The 21,254-nt window shown below is 68.1% G+C and carries 8 protein-coding genes; 1 reads left to right on the top strand and 7 read right to left on the bottom strand.

Going from position 1 to position 21,254, the window contains the following annotated elements; genetic code table 11:
* Positions 1-23 precede the first annotated feature (23 nt).
* Genes ACQ5BL_RS26070 through ACQ5BL_RS26050 form a run of 5 tightly spaced genes read right to left on the bottom strand, consistent with a single transcriptional unit; the run spans position 24 to position 17,158 of the window.
* Positions 24-2,123, bottom strand: a complete 2,100-nt coding sequence (locus ACQ5BL_RS26070) for an HlyD family efflux transporter periplasmic adaptor subunit (protein WP_243807547.1) — start codon at positions 2,121-2,123, stop codon at positions 24-26.
* A 5-nt stretch (positions 2,124-2,128) separates the two neighbouring features.
* Complete coding sequence (locus tag ACQ5BL_RS26065; RefSeq protein WP_243807546.1) at positions 2,129-3,469, bottom strand: efflux RND transporter periplasmic adaptor subunit; 1,341 nt, start codon at positions 3,467-3,469, stop codon at positions 2,129-2,131.
* A complete protein-coding gene (locus ACQ5BL_RS26060; RefSeq protein ID WP_207886215.1) occupies positions 3,462-4,232 on the bottom strand; it encodes an efflux RND transporter periplasmic adaptor subunit in 771 nt (256 codons plus the stop codon). The genes ACQ5BL_RS26065 and ACQ5BL_RS26060 overlap by 8 nt, the downstream gene beginning before the upstream one ends.
* Positions 4,213-5,763 (bottom strand): TolC family protein, encoded by a 1,551-nt coding sequence (locus tag ACQ5BL_RS26055; protein WP_243807545.1) that lies wholly within the window; start codon positions 5,761-5,763, stop codon positions 4,213-4,215. Before ACQ5BL_RS26055 ends, ACQ5BL_RS26060 begins: the two co-directional genes overlap by 20 nt.
* A gap of 52 nt (positions 5,764-5,815) precedes the next feature.
* Positions 5,816-17,158 (bottom strand): VCBS domain-containing protein, encoded by an 11,343-nt coding sequence (locus ACQ5BL_RS26050; protein ID WP_430293337.1) that lies wholly within the window; start codon positions 17,156-17,158, stop codon positions 5,816-5,818.
* 291 nt (positions 17,159-17,449) lie between these two features.
* On the opposite strand from ACQ5BL_RS26050, the gene ACQ5BL_RS26045 reads away from it, so the two are divergent.
* Positions 17,450-19,093: a mechanosensitive ion channel family protein gene (locus ACQ5BL_RS26045; protein WP_430293336.1), complete on the top strand. Its 1,644-nt coding sequence runs from the start codon at positions 17,450-17,452 to the stop codon at positions 19,091-19,093.
* A 14-nt stretch (positions 19,094-19,107) separates the two neighbouring features.
* Here the strand turns inward: ACQ5BL_RS26045 and ACQ5BL_RS26040 are convergent, their stop codons facing one another.
* Together ACQ5BL_RS26040 and ACQ5BL_RS26035 are read right to left on the bottom strand one after the other, a co-directional pair.
* Positions 19,108-19,398 carry a putative quinol monooxygenase gene (locus ACQ5BL_RS26040; protein ID WP_243807542.1) on the bottom strand — a complete coding sequence of 97 codons (291 nt, stop codon included), beginning with the start codon at positions 19,396-19,398 and terminating at the stop codon, positions 19,108-19,110.
* A 422-nt stretch (positions 19,399-19,820) separates the two neighbouring features.
* A complete protein-coding gene (locus tag ACQ5BL_RS26035) occupies positions 19,821-21,254 on the bottom strand; it encodes a PLP-dependent aminotransferase family protein (RefSeq protein ID WP_207886219.1) in 1,434 nt (477 codons plus the stop codon).

The raw sequence follows: 21,254 nt of genomic DNA, 5'->3' as shown, positions 1-21,254 counted from the left end.
TGCAGCCAGCCCTACATTCGCAACTAGAAGCCGCTCTCGCGCAACGCCACCGCCAGCAGCCGCGTAGCGCCTTCCCCCAGCCAACTGCGCCGTGCTCCGTCGATCTGCAGATGACCACGGGTCTCGTGCAGGTTCGGCGGCGGTGCGTCGAGTTTCACCAGTACATGGAACAGTGCCGGGTTGGGCACCAGTGCTTCGCCCTGGGCATTGACGTTCAGCGGGCCGCCGTAGCGCGAGGCGAGCATCGGTTGCTCCAGCTGGCTGACGCGCGTGGTGCCGATCAGCACCACCTGGCCGTCGATGGGGCTGGGCACGCCTTCGGGGTAGAAGCGCACGCGGCCGCCGTCGGTGAGGCGCTGGACTTCGTCCTGCTTGACGTAGGCGTCCACCAGCCAGGAACTCGGGTCGACCAGCACACCAAGCGGTTCGCGGCTGTTGATCCACTGGCCGGCCTTCCACTCCGGGCTGACGTCCATCCAGCGCCCGGCGAAGGGTGCCTGCAGGGTAAGGCGGGCCATCTCGTTGCGGGCGGCGCGGGCCTGCTGGTATTCCACCCCCAGGCGCTGGCGGGTGACGGCTTCCTCGGAGAGGCCCGCCGGGTCGGCGAGCATGCCCGCCAGGCGGCCTTCGTAGCCACGGATGCTCGCCTCGCTGCCGCGCACCTTGGCGGCGATGTCCGGTTCCTCCATCACCGCCAGGGTCTCGCCCTTGGCCACTTCGCCGCCGGCGCGCACGTCTCGCAGCAGCGCGGGGAAGGGCGCGTAGACGTGCAGCTGCTGCGCCGCGCGGGCCACGCCCATGGCGTGCACCTGGGTGCGCCAGGGGATGGCGAGCAGGAGCAACAGGGCGCCCAGCGCCGCGAGGAACACCAGCTTGCGCCGCGGTTTCACTTCTGCGCGGCGCTGCCACCAGACCTTGAGTTCGCGCCACACGGGCTGAACGATGAACCAGCTGATTTCCACGGCGAACAGGAAGATCCCCAGCAGTTTGAAGAAGAAGTAGTAGACCGCCACGGCGATGCCGAGGAACAGCAGCAGACGGTAGACCCAGGTGCCGAAGGCGAAGGCCACCAGCAGGCGGCGCTTGCCGGCGGGGAAGGGCTCCGGCCAGGGTTCCTCCAGCCCCAGCAGGTTGCGCCGCAGCGTGGTGCGGGCGAGGGCGCCAGCGCGCTCGTGCAGGTTGGGGAAGTCCAGCAGGTCGGAGAAGATGAAGTAACCGTCGAAGCGCATGAAGGGGCTGGCGTTCAGTGCGACGGACAGCGCCCAGCTGGTGGTGGCCAGGTACAGCAAGCCATTGCGCAGCGGCCCCGGATCGGCCAGCGCCCAGCCCAGCGTCGACAGTCCAGCCAGGCCCAGCTCGGTGATGATCCCCGCGCTGGCGATGGCCAGGCGCTGGCGGTTGCTGCGCAGCTTCCAGCTTTCCCCGGTGTCGGTGTAGAGCATCGGCCACATCACCACGAAGGCGACGCCCATGTGCGCGACCTTCAGCCCCAGCCGGGTCGCCACCAGCGCGTGGCCCAGCTCGTGGAGCGTCTTGGCCACCATGAGCGCGGCGGCGAAGCTGAGCAGGCCTTCGAAGGAGAAGGACTCCACCACATCATGGGTGAAGGTGTCCCACTGGTGCGTCACCATCACGATGCCGGCGAGGCTCAGGAGCACCACCAGCGTCGCCACGTAGCGATTGAACAGCCAGTCGAGGCTGCCGGCGATGGCGCGCAGGAAGCGTTGCGGGCGGAGCAGGGGGATGCGGAAGAACAGATAGTGGTGCAGCCACCAGTTCCAGGTGGTCCATTGCTTGCCCTCGCTGCGGGCCTGCAAGCGCGCCAGCGCCTCCGGCCCGGAACGTAGCAGCTGGTGGTGTTCGAGGAACTGGCGGAACCCCAGCACCTGCTCGGCGTCCGGCTTGAGCGCAGTCTGTTCGGCGATCTGCTCGCTGATCTGCCGGGGCGTCTGCTCCCAGCGCAGCAGGCATTCGAACTCCAGCCAGCCGATGCGGTAGAAGCGGTTGAGCACGCTGTCCTGGATCACCCAGACCGGTTCGCCGTCAGGGCCGGGCGCGGCTTCGGACAGGCGCAGGTCATCGCGCAGTGGCGGGGTGGGCAGGTCTTCGACGGCGACATCCATCCCCGTCACCAGCCGGTCCAGGCGCGCAGCGAGGCCAGCGGGCGGCGCAGCAGGTAGTAGCCGAGCACCACGCGCTCGCCGTAGAGCTTGGCGGTGCCGTGCAGACCCAGGCGAGCATGGGGCGGGGCGTTTTCCACGCTGGCCAGCAGGCGGTAGGAGGCCACGCCTTCGTCGCTGGGCTTGGCCTGGTAGCTGGTGTCGAGGATTTCCCCGTGCAGCGGGTCGAGCGGGTAGGCGGTGAGGAACAGCGCCACTTTCGCCCCCGGCTCCAGGGCGATGGCGTCGGCCACCGGCAACTGGATGCGCATGCCCGGCTCGCTCGGGTCGGCCACCTGGAGGATGCGCTCGCCGGTCACCACCGGCTTGCCCAGCCAGTCGTTGGGGTCGCTGTACACGGCGACCCCGGCACGCGGCGAGAGCACACGGGTGCGTGCCAGTTGCGCCTGCACGGCGGCCAGCTCGGCGCGGCGCTGGCGGGCGCGGCCATCGAGCACCGAGAGTTCGCCCTTGCTCTGTGGGTTGTCGAAGGCGCGCTGGCTGGCGGCCAGGAGTTCGGCGTCGGCCACGGCGACTTCCTTGGCCAGCACCTCGGCGCGGCTGCGCAGGGTGGTTTCGTCCAGCACGAACAGCGGCGTGCCGACCTCCACCGGTTGGTTGGGGCGCACCAGCATCCGGGCGATCACCCCGTCGATGGGCGAGCTGATCACCTGGGCGTTGCGCGAGACGACCTCGGCCGGCGCCAGGGCGGTCTGCCGGACCGGGATCAGCAGCAGTGCGGCGAGGGCAATCACCCCGACCAGCACCTGGCGCTTGCTCGGCCGCCAGAAGCGCAGGCGCGGGCGCGGGCCGAAGGCGGCCCAGGCGTGGGCCCAGGTCTGCCAGATGCCTTGCAGCAGCGGTTGCAGGTTGCGCGCGGGCGCTTCGTCGAGGAGGAACAGCACCAAGCCCTGGCGTTGGCCGGCGCGGTCGTGCAGCGGCACGCACCAGAGCCCGGCGGGCCACCATTCGGCCCAGCCTTCGGCGATGTCCGCCGGCGGATCGAGGGTTTCGCGGGCGAGCCAGGCCGGCGTGGCGTCGGGCAGTTGCGTGGCGACCCAGCGGCTGGCGCGCTCCAGCCAGACCAGGTAGGGCGAGTCCTCTGTCGGCTTGGCCAGCCCCGACACGGCCAGCAGCTCGTTGCGCGCATCGTGGCAGGCGAAGACCAGCGCCTGGTGGAAGCGCAGCAGCGGGAACAGGTCGTTGGCGATGCTGAAGGCCAGGGCGTTCAGCGAGTCGGCCGCCAGTGCCCGGTCGCGGACGTTGGCCAGGCTCAGCAGCAGCTGAGGGGGTGGCAGCAGCTCACTCATGGTTTTCGGGGAAGCGTGCGACCCCGCTCATGCCGGCGATCAGTTCGGGGTAGCTGGCGTCCAGCTTGGCCTCCAGCTCCACGGTCTGCGCCACCGCATCGACCCGCGCGTTGATCGCGCTGATCTTCGCCGGGTAGTGCTGGCCGGTTTCATGGATGTCCACCTGCAGCGGCATCCCCGCTTGCAGGCGCGGCAGCAGCGAGGAGGGCACGTTGAGACGGACCTTCAGGGCGCCGTCGCTGACCAGGTCGAACAGCGGCGTGCCGGCGGAAACCGTCTGGTACGGCTTGACGTAGACCTTGGCGATGCGCCCGGCGAAGGGTGCGTCCACCAGGCAGTAGCCGGCCTGGGCGCGGGCCAGGGTGAGGGCGCCGTCGGCCTTTTCCACCTCGGTGCTGGCCAGGGCTACTTCCAGGTCGCCCACGGCGTCGAGCTTGCGCAGGTTGCGCTTGGCGGCGAGGTTGGCGCGGGCCATGTTCAGCTCGGCGGCCGCGACCTTGGCGCGGGCGTTCACTTCCGTGCAGCCCAGTTGGGCGAGCTGCGCGTCCTTGGCGACCTTCTCGCCGAGGCTGGCCTTGAGCGCGCCGAGGGTGCCGTTCATCTGCGCGGAAAGGGTGGTTTCCAGGTCGGAGACCAGCAGCACGCGGATCGCCCCCGGATCGTTGTCCGGGGGCGTTGGCAGGGCATCGTCGGCCCATGCCGGGTGCAGCAGCATCAGGCAGAGCGGGAGGAGCAGGTACGGCTTATTGCACGGGTGCGGCATTGGCGCTTCCTTCTTCAGCACGGGATACGCTGCTGACGAGCAGGTTGGTGCTGGACTGCTGTTCGAGGGTGCGCTGGATTTCCCGCGCCAGGGTCTTCACGTCGTGGCTCTGGACTTCCTTGGGCATCACCTCGAAGCCCACCGAGTTGTACAGCCGCCCCCAGGCCGCCTGGGCGTCGGAGTAGGCGGCTTCGCGCTGGTAACGCGAGAGCAGGTAGCGGCCTTCGGCGCGGATCAGCTCCAGTTCGCTGCCCAGGGCGGCGCCACGGGCGGACTGGGCGTAGTCGAGCAGGCTCTTGTCCACCCGCAGGCTTTCGTCGGCGAATTCTACTTCCTGGCGCGCCAGCTGGTAGCGCAGCAGGCCCACCCGCACCTGGGTGAGGATGGCCATGGACAGCGCGGTGCGGCGCATGTCGTCGGTCTTCTCCTGGCTCTCTTCGGCGGCCTGGATGTCCGGGTACTGCAGCAGGCGCAGCAGGTTCATCGAGACATTGATGCCGGTCTGGTTCCAGTCGTTGTTGTAGAGGTACTTGTTGGAGTCGTACTCGTAGCCGTAGTTGAAGCTGAGGTTCGGCCACAGCTGGGCCTTGGCGATCTTCAGGTCGTTCATGTCGACGCGTTTGCGGTACCACTCCTCCATGATTTCCGGGCGGTGCTCCAGGGACAGGCGCTCCAGCTGGTCGGTGTTGTTGGTCACCAGCGGCAGCGGCTGTTCGCCGATATCGGCCAGGACCATTTTCGTGTTCGGTGGCAGCGACATCAGCGCGGCCAGTTCGGCGCGGGCGAATTCCAGGTCCTGGCGGCGCACGGTGAGCATGTACACCGAGTCGAGCAGGGCGCGCTGGTAGGCGAGGATGTCCTGGCGCGGCAGCAGGCCCTTGCCCTCGGCCTCGCGGGCGGCGGTCAGCGCGCGGTGGGTGCGCATCAGCAGGCCGTCCACTTCCGGCAGCAGGCGCTGGGCGCCCAGGGCTCGCCAGTAAGCGTTGCGCACGTCCTGCAGGACGTTCTGCGCGACCTTCTCGCGGCGCTCCTCGGCCATCAGCATCTGGTCGTTCTTCTGCTGGGTGCGGTAGTAGGCGACGCCGAAGTCCAGAAGGCTCCAGGACAGGCCAAGGCTGTAGAGGGTGCGGTAGCGCTCCTCGGAGGTGGACGGGCGCAGGCTGACCTGGCGGTCCTCGATGCCGATGGAGGTGCCGCCCGAGTCGTTGTTGCGCCCGGCGTAGCCGGCGGAGGCCACCACCCGCGGCAGCATCTCGTGGCTGGTGACGTCGCGCAGGTCGGAGGCCAGCGCGCTTTCCAGCAGCTTCAGGCGATAGTCGAGGTTGTATTTCAACGCGCGCGCCGAGGCCTCGTAGAAGGTGATCGGCCCGTTCACCGGCTCCTGTTCCTTGTACATCCGAGCCTGGTCTTCGATGACCCGCTGGCGCATTTCGTCCTGGGTGTAGGGCTTGGGTTCGAAGTGCGAGCAGGCCGCCAGCAGAACGCTGCTGGCAATCGTGGCGCTCAGGCATTTCAGGGCGTATGCGGGCATGTTCAGTCCTCGCTCCATCCGTAAGGGCTCCATCCGTGATTGTTGCGAAGCATCATGGGTTGCCGCTCCTGCGTTGGGCGGCGTCGCGCAGCTGGGCGCGGAAGCCCCTTGCGGTCTGCGCGGTCTTGTCGGGTTTGGCCACCATGTCGCCGGGCAGTGGCGCCCACAGCGACGGGTCGGGCAGCAGGCCGTCGGCGCTGAGGCTGGTGACGCCGTGGCGGCCCTCCACCCAGCGCTTGTCCAGGTCGCTGGCGCGACGGCTTTCGCCCACCGCGCGGGCGACGAACTGGCCCTTGATCTGGCCGAGCTGGGCACCGAGGGACAGGCTCTGGATTTCCGGGGTGGCGAAGAGGTTGATGTTGCTGCCGTCCGCACCCCAGGCGGACAGCGAGAGGTTGTGGTCGATGCGCTCCACCACCGGCTGCACGAAGATCGCCGGCTCCAGCCCCAGCACCGGGTCGAGCGGGCGGCCGTCCTCGGCGAAGAGGCCGACGTAGGGGCCCGGCGGGATGTAGGGCGTCGAGATGTCCAGGGTGATAGTCAGCAACGCCTGGTCGGTGGCGCCGGCAAGATCGCTGACGGTGTAGGTGAAGTAGTCCTTCAGCACCTGCCCGAGGCCAGCCGCCGCCAGCACCTCGGGATTGCTCAGGTCGATGGTGTAGGTGTAGCTGCCGTCCGCATTGAGCACGAGGGTGCCGTAGCGGCCGGCGATGGGCTGGCCGACGGTGCCTGCGGTGCCGCTTTCGTTCTCCTGGCCGGTGCGGATGCCGCTGACGCTGAGCCGGTCGCCGCCATCCACGTCGCTGTCGTTGGGCAGCACGTTGCCGCTGGTGTGCGGCGCCGGTACCTGGTCGCTGGCGAAGTTGCTGTCGTCGCGTGCCACCGGGTTGTCGTTGGCGCCCTGGATGGTCAGGGTCAGGCGCGCGTCGGAGGTGGCCCCGGCGGTGTCGCGCATGCGGTAGGTGAAGACTTCGGTGAGGGTCTCGCCGGCACTGCGCAGGGCCTGCACGGTGGGGTTGCTGTTGTCCACCAGGTAGCGGTAGCTGCCGTCGGCATTGATCACCAGGGTGCCGTAAAGCCCCTGCAGGCTTTGCCCGGCGTTGGCGCTGCGGCCGTTCTGGGCGCTGAACTGCACCACCTGGCGGGTTTCGCCGTTGGCCACGCTGTCGACGTCGCTGTCGTTGTCCAGCACGTTGCCGCTGGGGTCGACGCCAGGGGTGCCGTTGTTCACGCCGCCGGCTTCCACGGCGGTGGCGGCATCGTCGCGGGCAATCGGCGTGTCGTTGGCGCCGCGGATGACGATGGTCAGGCGGGCGTAGTCCGAGGCGTTGAACTTGTCATGGATGCCATAGGTGAAGACCTCGGTCAGCGTCTGGCCGGAGAGGCGCAGGGCTTCCACGGCGGGAAGGCTGTTGTCGACCTCGTAGCTCCAGCTGCCGTCGGCATTCATCAGCAGGGTGCCGTAGAGGCCGCGCAGCGGGGTGCCGACCACGCCGTTGGCCGGCCCGGAGGCATCGCCCCCGGTGCGGATGTCGAACACGGTGAGCGTGTCGCCTTCCAGGTCGGTGTCGTTGGCCACCACGTTGCCGCTGGGGTTGAACCCCGGCGTTGCGTTGTGCAGGCCGCCGGCCTCGATGGCTTCAGCCGCGTCGGGGTTGGCGTGGGGCGCGTCGTTGCGGCCAAAGACGATGATGTTCAACTGGGCCAGGTCGACCAGGCCGCCGTTGTCGCGTACTTCATAGGTGAAGCGTTCGACCAGCGTCTCCAGCAGGGAAAGCGCCTGCACCGCCGGGTTGTTCGAGTCGACGTTGTAGGTGTAGCTGCCGTCGGAGCCGATGATCAGTTGCCCGTACAGCCCCTGGATGAGGGTGCCGTCGGCGTTGCTGGTGCCCGCAGTCACCGCCTCCAGCGTGCCGCCGGCCGCCTCGGTGCCGACGCGGATGCCGCTGACCACCTTGCCGTCGCCTGCGTCCACGTCGGTGTCGTTGTTCAGCACGTTGCCGCTGGGGTTGTAGCCGGTGCCGCCGTTCTGGGTCTGCGCCAGGGCCAGGGACAGGTCGTCATGAGCAACGGGGGCGTCCCAGGCGCCGAGGACGGTGACGCGCAGCACGCCGATGTCGCTGGCGCCATCGGCGTCGACGACCTGGTAGGAGAAGAACTCCACCAGGCTCTCGCCGGGCTTCAGCGCTTCCACCTCCGGCAGGCGGTTGTTGATGAAGTACTGGAACTGACCGTCCGCCCGGATGTGCAGCACGCCGTAGCGGCCGAGCAGGGTGGTATCGGCGTTGCCGACGGCATTGAAGGTGCCGTTGGACGAGCGGTCGCCGTTGCGGATGCCATTCACCAGGCGGGTTTCGCCGTAGGCATCCACGTCGCGGACATCGGTGAGCGAGTTGCCGGTGGGTGATATGCCGGGGGTGCCGTTGAAGGTACCGCCGGCCTCGGTGGCGAAGACTGCCAGGGCGGGCGCGTGGGGCGCGTCGTTGCGACCGTGGATGCTGATGGTCAGTTGGGCCACCGAGGTGGCGCCGGCCAGGTCGCGGATGCTGTAGGTGAAGGTTTCTTCCAGCCTGTCGTTGTCGTTGCGCAACGCCTCGACCAGCGGGTTGTCGTTGTCCAGGACGTAGCTGAAGGTACCGTCGGCGTTGAGGGTGAGGGTGCCGTAGGTGCCGACGAAGGCGGTACCCAGGGCGCCGTTGTTCAGGCCCTGGCGGACACCGGTCACCACCAGGGTGTCGCCGGCGTCCACGTCGCTGTCGTTGGCCAGGACGTTGCCGCTGGGGTTGAAACCGGGGAGGTTGTTGTCGCGGCCGCCCTTTTCGATGGCGATGACATTGTCGTTTTGCGCCACCGGCGTGTCGTTGGCGCCGTGGATGGTGATGCGCAGGGTGGCCAGATCCTGGGCGCCCGCGGTGTCGATTACCGCGTAGGTGAAGTCGTCCGTCAGCTGGTCGGCAGCACTGCGCAGCGCCTGCACACGCGGGTCGCTGTTGTCCAGCCGGTAGTGGTAGCTGCCGTCGGCATTGAGCGTCAGCCAGCCATAGGTGCCGCGCAGTTCCACGCCCAGGCTGCCGGCGGTGCCGGTGGCGAACTCGCTGCCGGTGCGCACCGAGTCGACGGCCTTGGTTTCGCCGAGGTCGACCGCGTCCACGTCGCTGTCGTTGTCCAGCACGTTGCCGCTGGGGTCGCTGCCGGGCTGGTTGTTGTTGACGCCGCCGGCTTCAACCGACACCGCGCCATCGTCGGTGGCCACCGGGTTGTCGTTGGCGCCGTGGATGACGATGAGGACGAAGGACGGCTCGGAGAGACCGACGGAGGCGTTGTCGTCGGCGAGCACGTAGGTGAAGCCGTCGAACAGGTGGTCGGTGTTCAGGCGCAGGCCATCGACGGTCGGGTCGTTATTGTTCAGCGCGTAGCGGTAGGTGCCGTCGCGGAAGATGGTCAGGGTGCCGTAGGTGCCGTTGACCACCAGCGGCCGGCTCGGATCGACCGGGAAGGTCTGGCCGTTCACCGAATACACGCTGATCAGGTCGCCGTCCGGGTCGGTGGCGTTGAGGGTGATGTCGCCGCTCGGATCACTGCCGCCGGTGTTGTTGCCGATGCCGCCTTTTTCGACGGCGGTGGCCACGACGATCTGCGCCACGGGCGGGTCGTTGACGCCACGGATGGTGATGACCAGTTGCGCGCGATCCTTGAGCCCTTCCTGGTCGACGATCTCGTAGGTGTAGTAGACCACCACCGCCTGGCCGGCCGGCAGGCCCTGGATGGTAGCGTTGTCACTGTTGACGTCGAACCTGAAGGAGCCATCGGCGCCGATGGTCAGGGTGCCGAAGGGATCGGGGTCGGTCACGACGGCGCCATTGATCTCGGCGTAGGAGGCGCTGATGGCCGTACCGTTGCTGGAGGTGGTGCCGGCGCCGACGCCAGCGAGCGGGGTCGACGGGTCCTCGCGCATCGAGCCGATGCCGATCACCGAGAGCTTGGAGCTCGGCCGGTCGATACGGTCGACGTCGGTGTCCACGCCGTTGCCGCCGGGCTGGGTGATCGAGCCGGGGCGGCTGGGGAAGAGGATGACGTTGCCGGTGGGGTTGCTTTCCAGCGTCGGATCGTTGGTGGCCGCGGCCTGGGCCACGGCGCGGTCATCGCTGGCCACCGGGTTGTCGTGGTTGCCGCTGATGGTGATGCGCAGCTCGGCCAGGTCGCTGAGGCCGCCGGCATCGGTCACCCGGTAGGTGAAGTACTCGTTCAGGGTGTCGCCGGGCACCAGCCGCTCGACGGCGGTCTTGGTGTTGTCGACCACATAGCGGTACGAGCCGTCGGAGTTGATGGTCAGGGTGCCGTAGGTGCCGACGATGACCTGCGGTACGCCGCTGACCACGTCGGTGATCGGGCCGGGGACCCGTTCGCGCAGGGTGCGGATGCCGGTGACCGTCTTGGTTTCACCGAACTGATCGACGTCGGTGTCATTGGTCAGCACGTTGCCGACGGCGTCCTGGCCGCCGCTGCTGTTGTTCACGCCGCCGGCCTCGGCGGCGCTGTCGGGATCGTCGACGGCCACTGGGGCGTCGTTGGCGCCGTGGATGGTGATGGTAATGGTGGCGGTGGAGGTGGCACCGGCCAGGTCGGTGATGGTGTAGGTGAAGGTGTCCGTCAGGGTATCGCTGAACTGCCGCAGCGCCTGGACGGCGGCGTCAGTGTTGTCGACGGTGTAGGTCACCGCCCCGGAGCTGTAGATCACCAGCAGGCCATGCCCGCCGGCAATGGCCTGGAACGAGCCGTTCGGCACCAGGAACTGAGTGCCGCCCTGGCGGCCCGCGGTGGCGACCCGGATGACGTCGTTGTTGGTGGCGATGTCGACATCGCTGTCGTTGGCCAGCGCGTTGAACGACGGATTGCTGCCCGGCGTCTGGTTGTTGGTGCCGCCGGCTTCCACCGCATCGGCGGCGTCGTTGCGCGCGATGGGGGCGTCGTTGACCGGGTCGACGATGATCTGCACCTGGTCGACATCGGTCAGCGCATCGGCCGGGTTCTGGCCGGGAATACCGTCGCCGTTGGCGTCGCCGAAATTGCCCTGGTCATTGGTGGTCATGGTCAGGGTTTCGGCGTTGCGGAAGGTGTTGAAGTCCTGGTCGCCCTTGTAATAGACCTGCGACAGCAGCACGTTCAGCTGCGCCAGGGTACCGGTCAGCGTCAGGCTGCGCCCGGCGCCGCCCGGCGGTACGGCATTGGGGCCGGGGGCGGTGGCGGTCTGCCAGAGCACACCTTGCTGGACGCTCAGGGTGACGCTGAGGATGCCGCTGCCGGCATCGGCGTCGGCGACGGCCAGGCCCAGCAGGTGCAGCACGGTGTCTTCGCGGCCATGCTGGCCGGCGAGGGTATTGACCGGCGCTTCGTTGAGGTGCACGTAGCCGGCGTCGGCATTGCGCACGGCGCCTTCGCCCAGCGACAGGGCGACGCTGCCCAGGCCGCTGGCGCTGGTGCCGGTATCGGTGTCGATGCGCACGTTGAAGCGGTTGTCGGCGGCGAGCTGGAAGGACTTGGGCATGACCACCAGGTAGTTGCCGGTCGGCAGCACGGCGAACTTGTACTGGCCGTTGGCGTCGGTGACGGTGTTGAACACGCGGTCATCGGCGGTGCCGAAGCTGTTGTCGGCGCCGGCCCAGGTCAGCTGCACGGCGCGTCCGGCAAAGCCGGGGCCGTCGGGGGTGATGCTGCCGGTGGCCGAGTTGGTGTCGTTCCACAGGGTGCCCTGGACGACGCCCAAGCCCACGCCGTCGCTGAGCACATAGTTGTTCAGCCCGGCTGCGCCGTCCTGGCCGGTGCGTTCGCCGCTGGCGGTGCCGGCGGCGCCGGGCACCGAGCCGCCCCAGCCGCCGGTCTCGAAGCTGGTCGGCAGGCTGGTCCAGGTCAGCACCGCGGAGCTGGCGGCGTTGTCGACCACCACTGCGCTGGGCACGGTGACGCGGTAGATGACCTGCACCTTGTCGCCCACCGCCAGGCGGTCGAAGTCCACCGAGAGGGCGCCGCCGGTGCTGACCCGTATGCCCGCGGGCAGGCTGCCGAGGTTCAGCGCGGTTCCGTTGAGCAGGATGCTCTGCACCTGGTAGTTGCTGCCGCTGGGGAACTGGTCCTGCAGGTGCACGTTGTAGGCGGGGACGCCGCCGTTCTGGGTGAAGTCCACCGACACCGTGGCGGTGGTGGTACTGGGCCCCGGCTGGATGTCGACGACCTGCTTGTGCACGCGGTCGAAGCTGGGCTCCACCACGTGTTCGAGCAGGGTGTTGCTGGTGCCGCGGTCGACGTCCTGGCCGGGCAGGCCGACGTGCTCAATGGCCTTCACACCCAGGGTCGAGCCCGCCTGGTTGCTGGCGACGTTGGTGACCCGCACGTTGAAGTCGAGGACGATGCCCTCGATGTTGCCGTCCACGGTTTCGCGGTTGATCACGTTGCCCAGGTTGAAGGTGACGGTCTGGCTGCCATTGGCGTTGGTGACGATGTTCAGGTGGGTGGCATTGCCGTCGAATATGCCGGTGGGGTTCACGCCGCTGAGGTCGGGCGTGATGTACCCGGCCACCGGGCTGGCTTCGCTGCCGGCCATCCACAGGGTCCCGCCCTTGATCAGGCTGGCGTCGGTGGTCAGGCCGTTGGGATTGTCCGAGACCAGCGCGATGAGGATGTTGTTCAGGTCGGCCGGGAGGAATTGCAGCCCGGCGGCCAGTTCGAGGCGCAGCTGGTAATTGGGGTTGTCGCCGGCCGGCACCAGGACCACCACGCGGTAGCGGATCAGTTCGCCGACGGCCACGTTCTCGTTGATCGCGGAGGTGGTGACGCCGGCGCCGTCGCTGGGCGGCGGGGTATCCGGCAGGCCGCCGACGCGGGAGATCAGGATGCCGTTGGAGACCGGGAAGAGCAGCGCGGAAATCTGCCGGTAGTCGTTGAGCGTGCCGCCGTTGAGCACCCCGTCGGCGCCGGTGCGTTCGCTAGCGTTTGTGCCATCCAGGCTGGTCCATTGCACCCGTGCGTTGTTGGCGAAGGTCGCCTGGCCGGCCGCCGTGGCATTGACCACGCCGGTGAGGCGCAGGGTGATGCTGCCGCCCTTGGCGATGTCGATGTTGGCGCCATTGGCGGTGATCAGCTGGCCGTTCTGGATGACGAAGTCGACGCCGCCGTTGTTGGTGGCGCCGCCCTGGTAGAGCACGCCGGTGAGGGTGATGTTGTCCAGCTCGGTGGGCAGGATGTCCAGCAGGTTGATGTCGAACGCCGCGTAGTCGTTGGCGCCGTTGCCATTGCTGATGGTGACGGTGAAGTCCACCCGGTCGCCCTGGTCGTAGCCGCCGATGCCGGGGGTGGAGGTGATGGCCTGGGTGATCTGCAGGGTCGGCTCGCGGACGATGACCGTCGGTGCTCCGCCACTGCGGTTGACGGTGCGGTCCAGCGGGGTCGTGCCGTTGGGGGTGTCGCCGTCCGGGTCCTGGTAAACCAGCCGGGCGTCGTTCTGCAGCGAGCGGGTCGCCTGGTTGCCGATGACGTTGCTGACCACCAGCTGCACCCGGATGACGAAGCTGCTGTTGCCGGCCTCGTTGTCGACGCCGGCCGTGGAGGCGCTGAAGGCGAAGCGTGCATCGACGCCGTCGGCGCCCAGCGTGCCGCCCACGCCACTCATGCCGCTGATGACGATGCTGCCGAGGAAGTCCCGGCTGAGCGAGCCGCCGCTGCCTGCGGCGGTGAGGATCAACTGGTAGCCCCGGCCACCGTTGAAGCTGGTGTCCAGGCGCAGGCCGGCGGGGATCAGGTCGTCGATCGAGAGGTTGCGCGTGGTGCCCTCGGGCAGGGTGACGACGATGTCGTAGAGCATGCTCTCGCCCACCACCAGGTTGTTGCCGGTGGTGTGGCTGGCGCTGGAGTCGTTGTCGCTCAGGCTGCCGCCGGCGAACACCTTGCGGATTTCCGGGGCGGCCACCTGCTGGCTGGCGATGTCGGTGAGGTCGGTGGGGGTGAAGTCGGTGCCGTTGTTGACGCTGGCGTAGTTGCTCAGGATCGCCGTGCTCTGCAGCGTGCGGCCGGCGGCGATGGCGTTGTTGGCGACGACGTCGTAGGTGATGACGACGATGTTCTGCCCGCTGGTGTCCGCCGTGGTCCCGGCGCGGCCCGGCAGCAGGCTGGCGGTGAAGTTGGCATCGAGGAAGGTGATCTGGCTGCCGGAGACGCTGTAGTCCACGCCTGCGCGCAGCAGGGTGCCGTCGCCCCGGTAGATCTGCAGGTTGGCCGCCGCCAGGCTGCCGCCGACGAAGGCCAGGTCCGGGGGCAGGGTGATGCTGGTGACCACGTCGAAGGCGCCGCCGCCACCGGTGTTCTCGATGGCCGTGGCCAGACGCAGCATGTCGCCGCCGTCGATGCCGGTGATATTGCCGTCGATGGCGGCAAGGTCGGTGACGCTGCCGCCGAAGGGCACACCGCTGGTGCCCGGCTTGTTCCAGGTGCCGGTGGTCCCGGTCACCGTGCCGTTGTAGCTGGAGACCACGCCGTGCTTGATGTTGAGCACGGGCTCGGCGATCGACTGGACCACCGCGACGTCGGACGACACCAGCACGGTCTTGTCGATCGTGGTGGTCTGGCTGGATTGCGCCAGCACGTCCAGCGAGCGCTGGTCGGCGAAAGGCTGGTCGCCCACGCGCAGGGTGAAGGTCAGCTCGATGCGCCCGCCGGTGGTCTGGTTGACCGTGTAGTTGCCGAAGTTGAACACCACCGAGTTGCCGGCGCCGCTGCTGACGGTGATCGCGCGTGCCGGGTCGCTGTTGCCGGCGCCGAGGCTCCACTGGCCGACGCCGTTGCCGACGCTCCAGCCGATACCGCTGACGTTGAGCAGGGGCAAGGGCAGGTAGGCGGTGAGGCTGAAGTTCTCGTAGTCGCCGGTGACCAGGTTATAGGACAGCTGGAAGGTCACCACGTCGCCGGGGCGCAGCTCGCCATCGGCCGGTGGATTGCCGCCATTGACCTTGAGCAGGTTGATGTCGACCTGGCTGGTGGGAATGGTGCTGAGGGTGCTGGAGCCGTCGCTCTGCAGGGCCCCGATGTTGATGGCATCTTCGAGGACGGTGGCGCTCACCGTCGCGTTGTTGCCCAGGCGGTCGCCTTCGTTGATCTCGGTGTGCGGCGGGTGGCTGGTGGTATAGGCCTGGTTGATGATCGCGTTGTAGCTGATGACCGCGGTGGTGGCGGCGGTCTGTACGTCGTCGAAGGCCAGGTCACCGTACAGCGCGCCCAGCCCCAGGTTGTTCACGGCGTTGAGTATCGATGCGCCGATATCGACGGTGAGGGTGGTGGTGCCGTCGGCGTTGGCAACGGCGCTGTAGACCAGGGCGATGGTCTGGGGGACGCCGTTCTGGCTGATGGTCATGGTCGGCGTGCCGACGATGCGCTGGCCATCGGCGAGGGTGTCGGTGACGGTGAACTGGCCTTCGCGCAGGAGGTTCTCGCCGAAGGCGAAGTAGTCCGACAGCGCCACGTTGAGCACATAGCGCAGGGTGTCGCCCGGGCTCAGGCCGGTGCTGCCGATGTCGTTCTGCAGCAGCGCCTGCTTCTGCAGGGTAATGCTCTTGGCCACGAACTGCGCGCCGGTGCCGTCGCCGGTGGCGCTGAAGTCGACATCGGTGGCGGGGGGCGTCACGTCGCGCGGGTCCAGCGGCGTCCACTGCCCGGTGGCGGTGGGCGCGCCGAAGCCGATGGTGACGGGATTGCCCGTGGTGGGGTCGATCACCGGGTCGCCGTCGGCCCCGACTTCCGGCACGTAGAAGTCCACGGTGGAGCTGGTCGGCGCGCTCAGGGTCGCATAGGTGATGCTGTAGGAAACGACGAAGATGTTCGGGTCGGCGATGGCCGCATTGATCAGCGCCGGATTGGTCAGCACCGTGCCGTTGCGCAGGGTCACCGAGGTCAGGGTGCCACCGGCGCCGGGGGTGATGGCGGTGACCCGCACGTCCGCCGGCACGCTCTGGGTGACCACCACGTTGTGCAGCGTCTGGCCGTCGGCCGGGGTGACGGTGACGGTTTGCGTGTGCACGAAGTTGGGACCGGTGGCGGTCTCGCCTTCGGTCATGTTGATGCTCTGGGTGATGTCGAGCAGGGTCGGGTGGATCACCAGGGGGTGAAGGCTGGCCTCCACCAGGCTGGGGTCGACCGTGGGGTTGTTCAGCGAGTCGTTGCCGTATTCGAAGCCGCCACGGGCGTTGATGGTCAGGTCCGGGCTGCCGGTGGTGAGGCTGGTGTCGGCGAGGTTGCTAAGGGTCGCGGTGACCTGCAGGGAAATGACCGGCTGGTCCTGCGAGACGCTGGCGTAGGGCACCTGCAGTACCACGAACTGGTCGCCCGGCTTCATGCCGACGCTGGCGGCGGTGATCACCAGCGCCTTGCCGCTGGCGTCCTTGGCCAGCGGGTGGGTGGCGTTGCCGGCCGCGTCGAAGGTCACTACGTAGGATTTGACCGCATGCCCCAGGTAGCTGGCGCTGACGAAGCGGATGCCGTCGTCGCCGTCCTTGCCGGTGGCGGGCAGGAACAGGTCGATGTAGGGCGCGAAACCGACCTGGCTGGAGGTGTTGCGCAGGTCGACGTTGAAGGTGAACTGATCGCCGAGCAGGACGTCGGGGCTGGGGATGCTGATGCTCACGGTCGGGCTGGCATTGGCCAGCAGGCCCTGGAAGTGGTCGAGGGTCGAGGCGGAGAGGGCGATGTTCTTGTCCAGATCGCCTGCGCGAACTTCCAGGTTCCAGTCGCCGCCGGCAGCGGTGGAACCGGTGGTATTGCTCGACGCGCCGACGTCGGCGCCGGTCCAGCGAGCCAGCTCGTTGACCAGGGTCTGCCCCGCGCTGCCGGCGCCCGTGTCGCAGCCGTAGAGCTGGATGTCCGCGCCGGGGCTGAGCTCGCTGCGCCAGGCGCTCAGGCGTTCGCCGAGCTGGTCGACGGTCTGTGCGGTGAAGGTCTGGCTGCCAAGGGTGAATTGACCCGTGGCGCCATGGGAGAACACCTGGATGGAGTCCACCTTGCCCAGTTGCGCCAGGGCGTTGCTGATGGCGGCAATGGCGTCCTGGCCTGCGTCGACCACCAGCGCGGTGGTGCCGACCGGCAGGTTGGCGGCCAGCTGGTCGCGGTTCTCCAGGCGCGCGTCGATCACCACCAGGTTGCGCGGTGCGCCGGGCGCGGGCGCGGCGGCCTGGGCGCGTGCCTCCACGGCGGTGGCGGGCGGGGTGCTGTCCTTGGCCTCGGTGGGCTGGGAGTCGTGGTGTTGCTGGTCGACTGCCGCTGCGGCGGCGCCGTCGAAGAGAATGCGTTGCTCCAGAGCCAGAGCGTGGGTGTGGGGGCGAAGAAGGAATGCGGCGCGCGCCTTGCCCTGATTATCCATTTCAGTACCCATCGGATCGGTCAATGATCACGGCTTGGAACACAATCTCAAGCACATACGAGGGGCAAGCTTAGCCGCGGATTCTCGATAGCGAATAGGAATATCCGTGTGCATTTCGCGACACGTCTTTGGTTGGTTTCTGACTGTTCAGACAGTGAGTCGAGTTGATTCATAGGCGCTCCAAGCCGCTTCCCAGGCATTTTCCGAATGGCTACGCTTGAGCCTCAGGGAACGGCCAGGCTATTCGCGAACAAAAGGCCGACCGCGGACAGGGCAAGGGGAGAGCGGGGGATGCGTTACGGGATGTTGCTGTGGTGTGCGCTGGTGTTCTGGCCACTGGCGGGTTTTGCCGATCCGGTGGGCAGCGATATTGCCGTGGCGGCACCTGACGCGGCACCTGACGCAGTGCCGGCCGAGCTGCGGATCGAGAACCGCACGGTCATGACCTTCCGGGGCAACCTGCTGGGCGAAACTCCGGAGCTGCGCGTACGCCGGGCCAAGGCGGCCATCGAGGACGCCCTGCAGGGCGCCGGCGAGCTCGCGGTGAGCGTCGACCCGATCCAGAGCAGCTACATCGTGCTGCTGGGATACAGCCGCGCCTTCATCGTCACTCCGCAGGATGTCGACCCGCCGGGCAGCTCGGTGCGCGTCGCGGCGGAGCAGGCGGCCGACAACCTGCGCCGCGTGGTGACCGAGAGCGGTCAGGCGCGCAACCTGCGCTTCCTGCTGATGGCACTGGGCTATTCGGCGCTGGCCACCGTGATCTATTTCCTGCTGCTGCGCGGCGTCAGCCTGGGGCGGCGCCGCTTGTTCGAGCGCATGCCGCGCCTGATGAGCCAGCACAAGCAGTGGTTCAGGATGGGCAACACGACGCTGCTCGACGTGCAGTACCTCTATTACCTGTTCGGCCGGCTGGTCTGGCTGCTCTATTGGGTGGTGGTGTTCCTGTTCAGCTACCAGTGGCTGAGCTTCGTGCTGTCGCAGTTCCCCTACACCCGGCCGTGGGGCGAGAGCCTCAACGTGCACCTGATCGACCTGGCGCGCTACCTGCTCAACGGCGTGCTCGACGCCTTGCCGGGGCTGGCGGTGGCGCTGTGCATCGTGCTGATCGCGCGAGGGGTCAGCAGCTTTTCCCGGCGCCTGCTGCAGCGCCTGGCGCGCCCCGGCACCCTGGGCTGGCTGACCGAGGAGACGCTGCAGCCGACCACCCGGCTGACCTCCCTGGCGATCTGGCTGTTCGCCCTGGTGATGGCCTATCCGTACTTGCCGGGCTCGGGTACGGAGGCCTTCAAGGGCGTCTCGGTGCTGATCGGCCTGATGATCTCCCTCGGCGCCTCCAGCGTGGTCGGCCAGGCCGCCGCCGGACTGATCCTCACCTATTCGCGGACCCTGCGCGCCGGGGAGTTCGTGCGGGTCGGCGAGCATGAGGGCACGGTGACCGAGGTCGGCATGTTCAACACCACCATCCGTACCGGCCTGGGCGAGGTGCTGACGCTGCCCAACTCGATGATCACCGGTTCGGTGACCAAGAACTACTCGCGCATCGTCCAGGGCCAGGGCTATGTGGTGGATACCGTGGTGACCATCGGCTACGACACGCCCTGGCGCCAGGTGGAAGCCATGCTGATCGAGGCGGCGCGGCGCACCGAGGGCATCCTCGACAAGCCGGCGCCCACCGTGTTCCAGACCGCGCTGTCGGACTTCTACCCCGAATACCGCCTGGTGGCCCAGGCCATTCCCAGCGAGCCGCGGCCGCGCGCCGAGCTGCTGAGCGTGCTGCACGCCAATATCCAGGATGTGTTCAACGAGTACGGCGTGCAGATCATGTCGCCGCACTACCTGGGCGATCCGAACCATCCCAAATGGGTACCGAGGGACCAGTGGTACAGCGCCCCGGCTCGCCCGCCGGGCGACGATGTGTCGCGAAATGAATAAGGGCGACCGCTCATTCAATCAATGTTGCGGCTCTCGAACTCAAGGCCCAGCGCCAGATCGCCGCAGCCGAGCCGGCTGAGCCATTGCTGGGCCTTTGCGCCGGACAGGTGCGCTTCCAGCTCGGCTCGGCTCGCCCAGCAGGTCTGCAGCTGCCAATGGGTGGCATCCAGCGGCGTCAACTCGCCGGACTGGCAGCCGGGTTGCAGGCGGACCTGCTCCAGTAGTTCGCCGAGGTAGGCACCCAGCGCGGTGGCCTGGCCGGGGAACGCCTGGACGCGGACGGTGGCAATGGCGGACGGGGACATGGCGGGGCTCCTTTCTGCGGACTGGTCAGGCGCCATTGGGCGCGGGCAGCGGTTGGCCGGTAAAGGCCGGAACCGGCTTTCAAATCTTTCTGTAGGAGCGAGCTTGCTCGCGAACAGGCTCCCGGCACGTGCGGCGTCAAGTGGTTCGCGAGCAAGCTCGCTCCTACAAGGGAGTGCATGCGCCGATTGCAATATTGGAATGTTAGGGGCGCGGCGCTCGCGCTTTAACCGCCAATTTCCGGGAAAAACACCGGGCCAATCCGCCGGAGACGTAGGGCGTATAACGTTCGACGTTATACGCCGCTTGTCCTTGGCAGCAGCGTGCTCCGGGCTCGGCTTGGACGTCGCCGACGGGGTGAGGTGTATCGGCGTACAACCGCGAACGGTTGTACGCCCTACGGGCAGCGCCGGCGCGGTCTGGCTCAACCCAACTGCTGCAACAGGTCGCGCACCTTGTCCAGCGCCGGGTCGATGTCCAGCGTGTCGATGGCGCCAAAGCCCAGCACCAGCCCGTCGCGCGCCGGCTCCCGGTCGTAGAAGGGCGCCAGGCCATAGAGACCGACCTCGACCTTGCGCGCCAGCTCCATCAGCAGCGGCACGTTGGTCGGCTGGCGCAGCAGCGCGGTGAGGTGGAAACCGGCCACCGTGGGCACCGGCTCCAGCCAGGGCGAGAGGTCGCCCTCCAGCCGGGTGAGGATGCGCTCGCGGCGGCCGGCGTAGATGCCGTGGCAGCGGCGGATGTGCTTGAGCAGGTAGCCCTCGGCCATGAACTTGGCCAGCGCCCATTGCGGCAGGGTGGAACTGTGCCAGTCGCACAGCTGGCGGGCGCGGATCACCGCCGGGAACAGCGAGGGCGGCAGGATCAGGTAGCCCAGGCGCAGCTCCGGCAGCAGTACCTTGGAGAAGGTGCCGATATAGGCCACCACGCCGTGGCGGTCGAGGCTCTGCAGGGCGTCGGTGGGGCGCCCTTCGTAGCGGAACTCGCTGTCGTAGTCGTCCTCGATCACCAGTGCGCCCAGCTCCACCGCCCGCGCCAGCAGCGCCTCGCGGCGCGCCGGGCTCATCGGCATGCCCAGCGGGAACTGGTGCGAGGGCGTGGTGTAGATCATCCGCGTGCCGTCGGGAATGCGCTCCACCTGCATGCCTTCGGCGTCCACCGGGACGCTCACCACCTCGGCACCGAGCATGCGGAACAGCAGCCGCGCCGGCGGGTAGCCGGGGTCTTCCATGGCGACCTTCTCGCCAGGGCGCAGCATCACCCGCGCGAGCAGGTCCAGCGCCTGCTGCGCACCGTTGCAGACCATCACGTCGTCCAGCTGGCAGTTCACCCCGCGCGCATAGGCAATGTGCCGGGCAATGCCGTCACGCAGCGGCGCGATGCCTTCGGAGCGGCTGTAATGCCCGCGCGGCGTGTTCATCTGGCGAATCGCGTAATTCACGCAGCGCCGCCATTCCTCCAGGGGAAACTGCAGCTGGGTGGTGGCGCCGCCGATGAAGTCGGCCCTGGCCGTGCCTGCGTGGCCGGGGTGGCTGAGGCGCGGGTCGAGGCTGGCCCAGTGATCGATGTTGGCCTGGCTTGCGAAGCGGAAATTCGCCTGGCGTCGTTCGTTGTGGGGTACCCGCGCATTGACGAAGGTGCCGCTGCCGACCTTGCCCACCAGCACGCCTTCGTAGGTGAGCTGCGCATAGGTGTCGGAAATGGTCTTGCGCGAGATGCCCAGCTGCTCAGCCAGCAGGCGGCTGGGCGGCAGCCGGGTGCCGGCGGCGAGGCGCCCGGAATCGATGGCCTCGCGCAGCTGGCGATAGAGTTGCCCGGCCAGGTCTTTCTGGCCGTGGATGATCAGGTGAAGCTCCAA

It is taken from the genome of Pseudomonas sp. B1-22, assembly GCF_050474425.1.
Classification (GTDB): Bacteria; Pseudomonadota; Gammaproteobacteria; order Pseudomonadales; family Pseudomonadaceae; genus Pseudomonas.
This window is presented reverse-complemented; position numbering and strand designations above follow the sequence as displayed.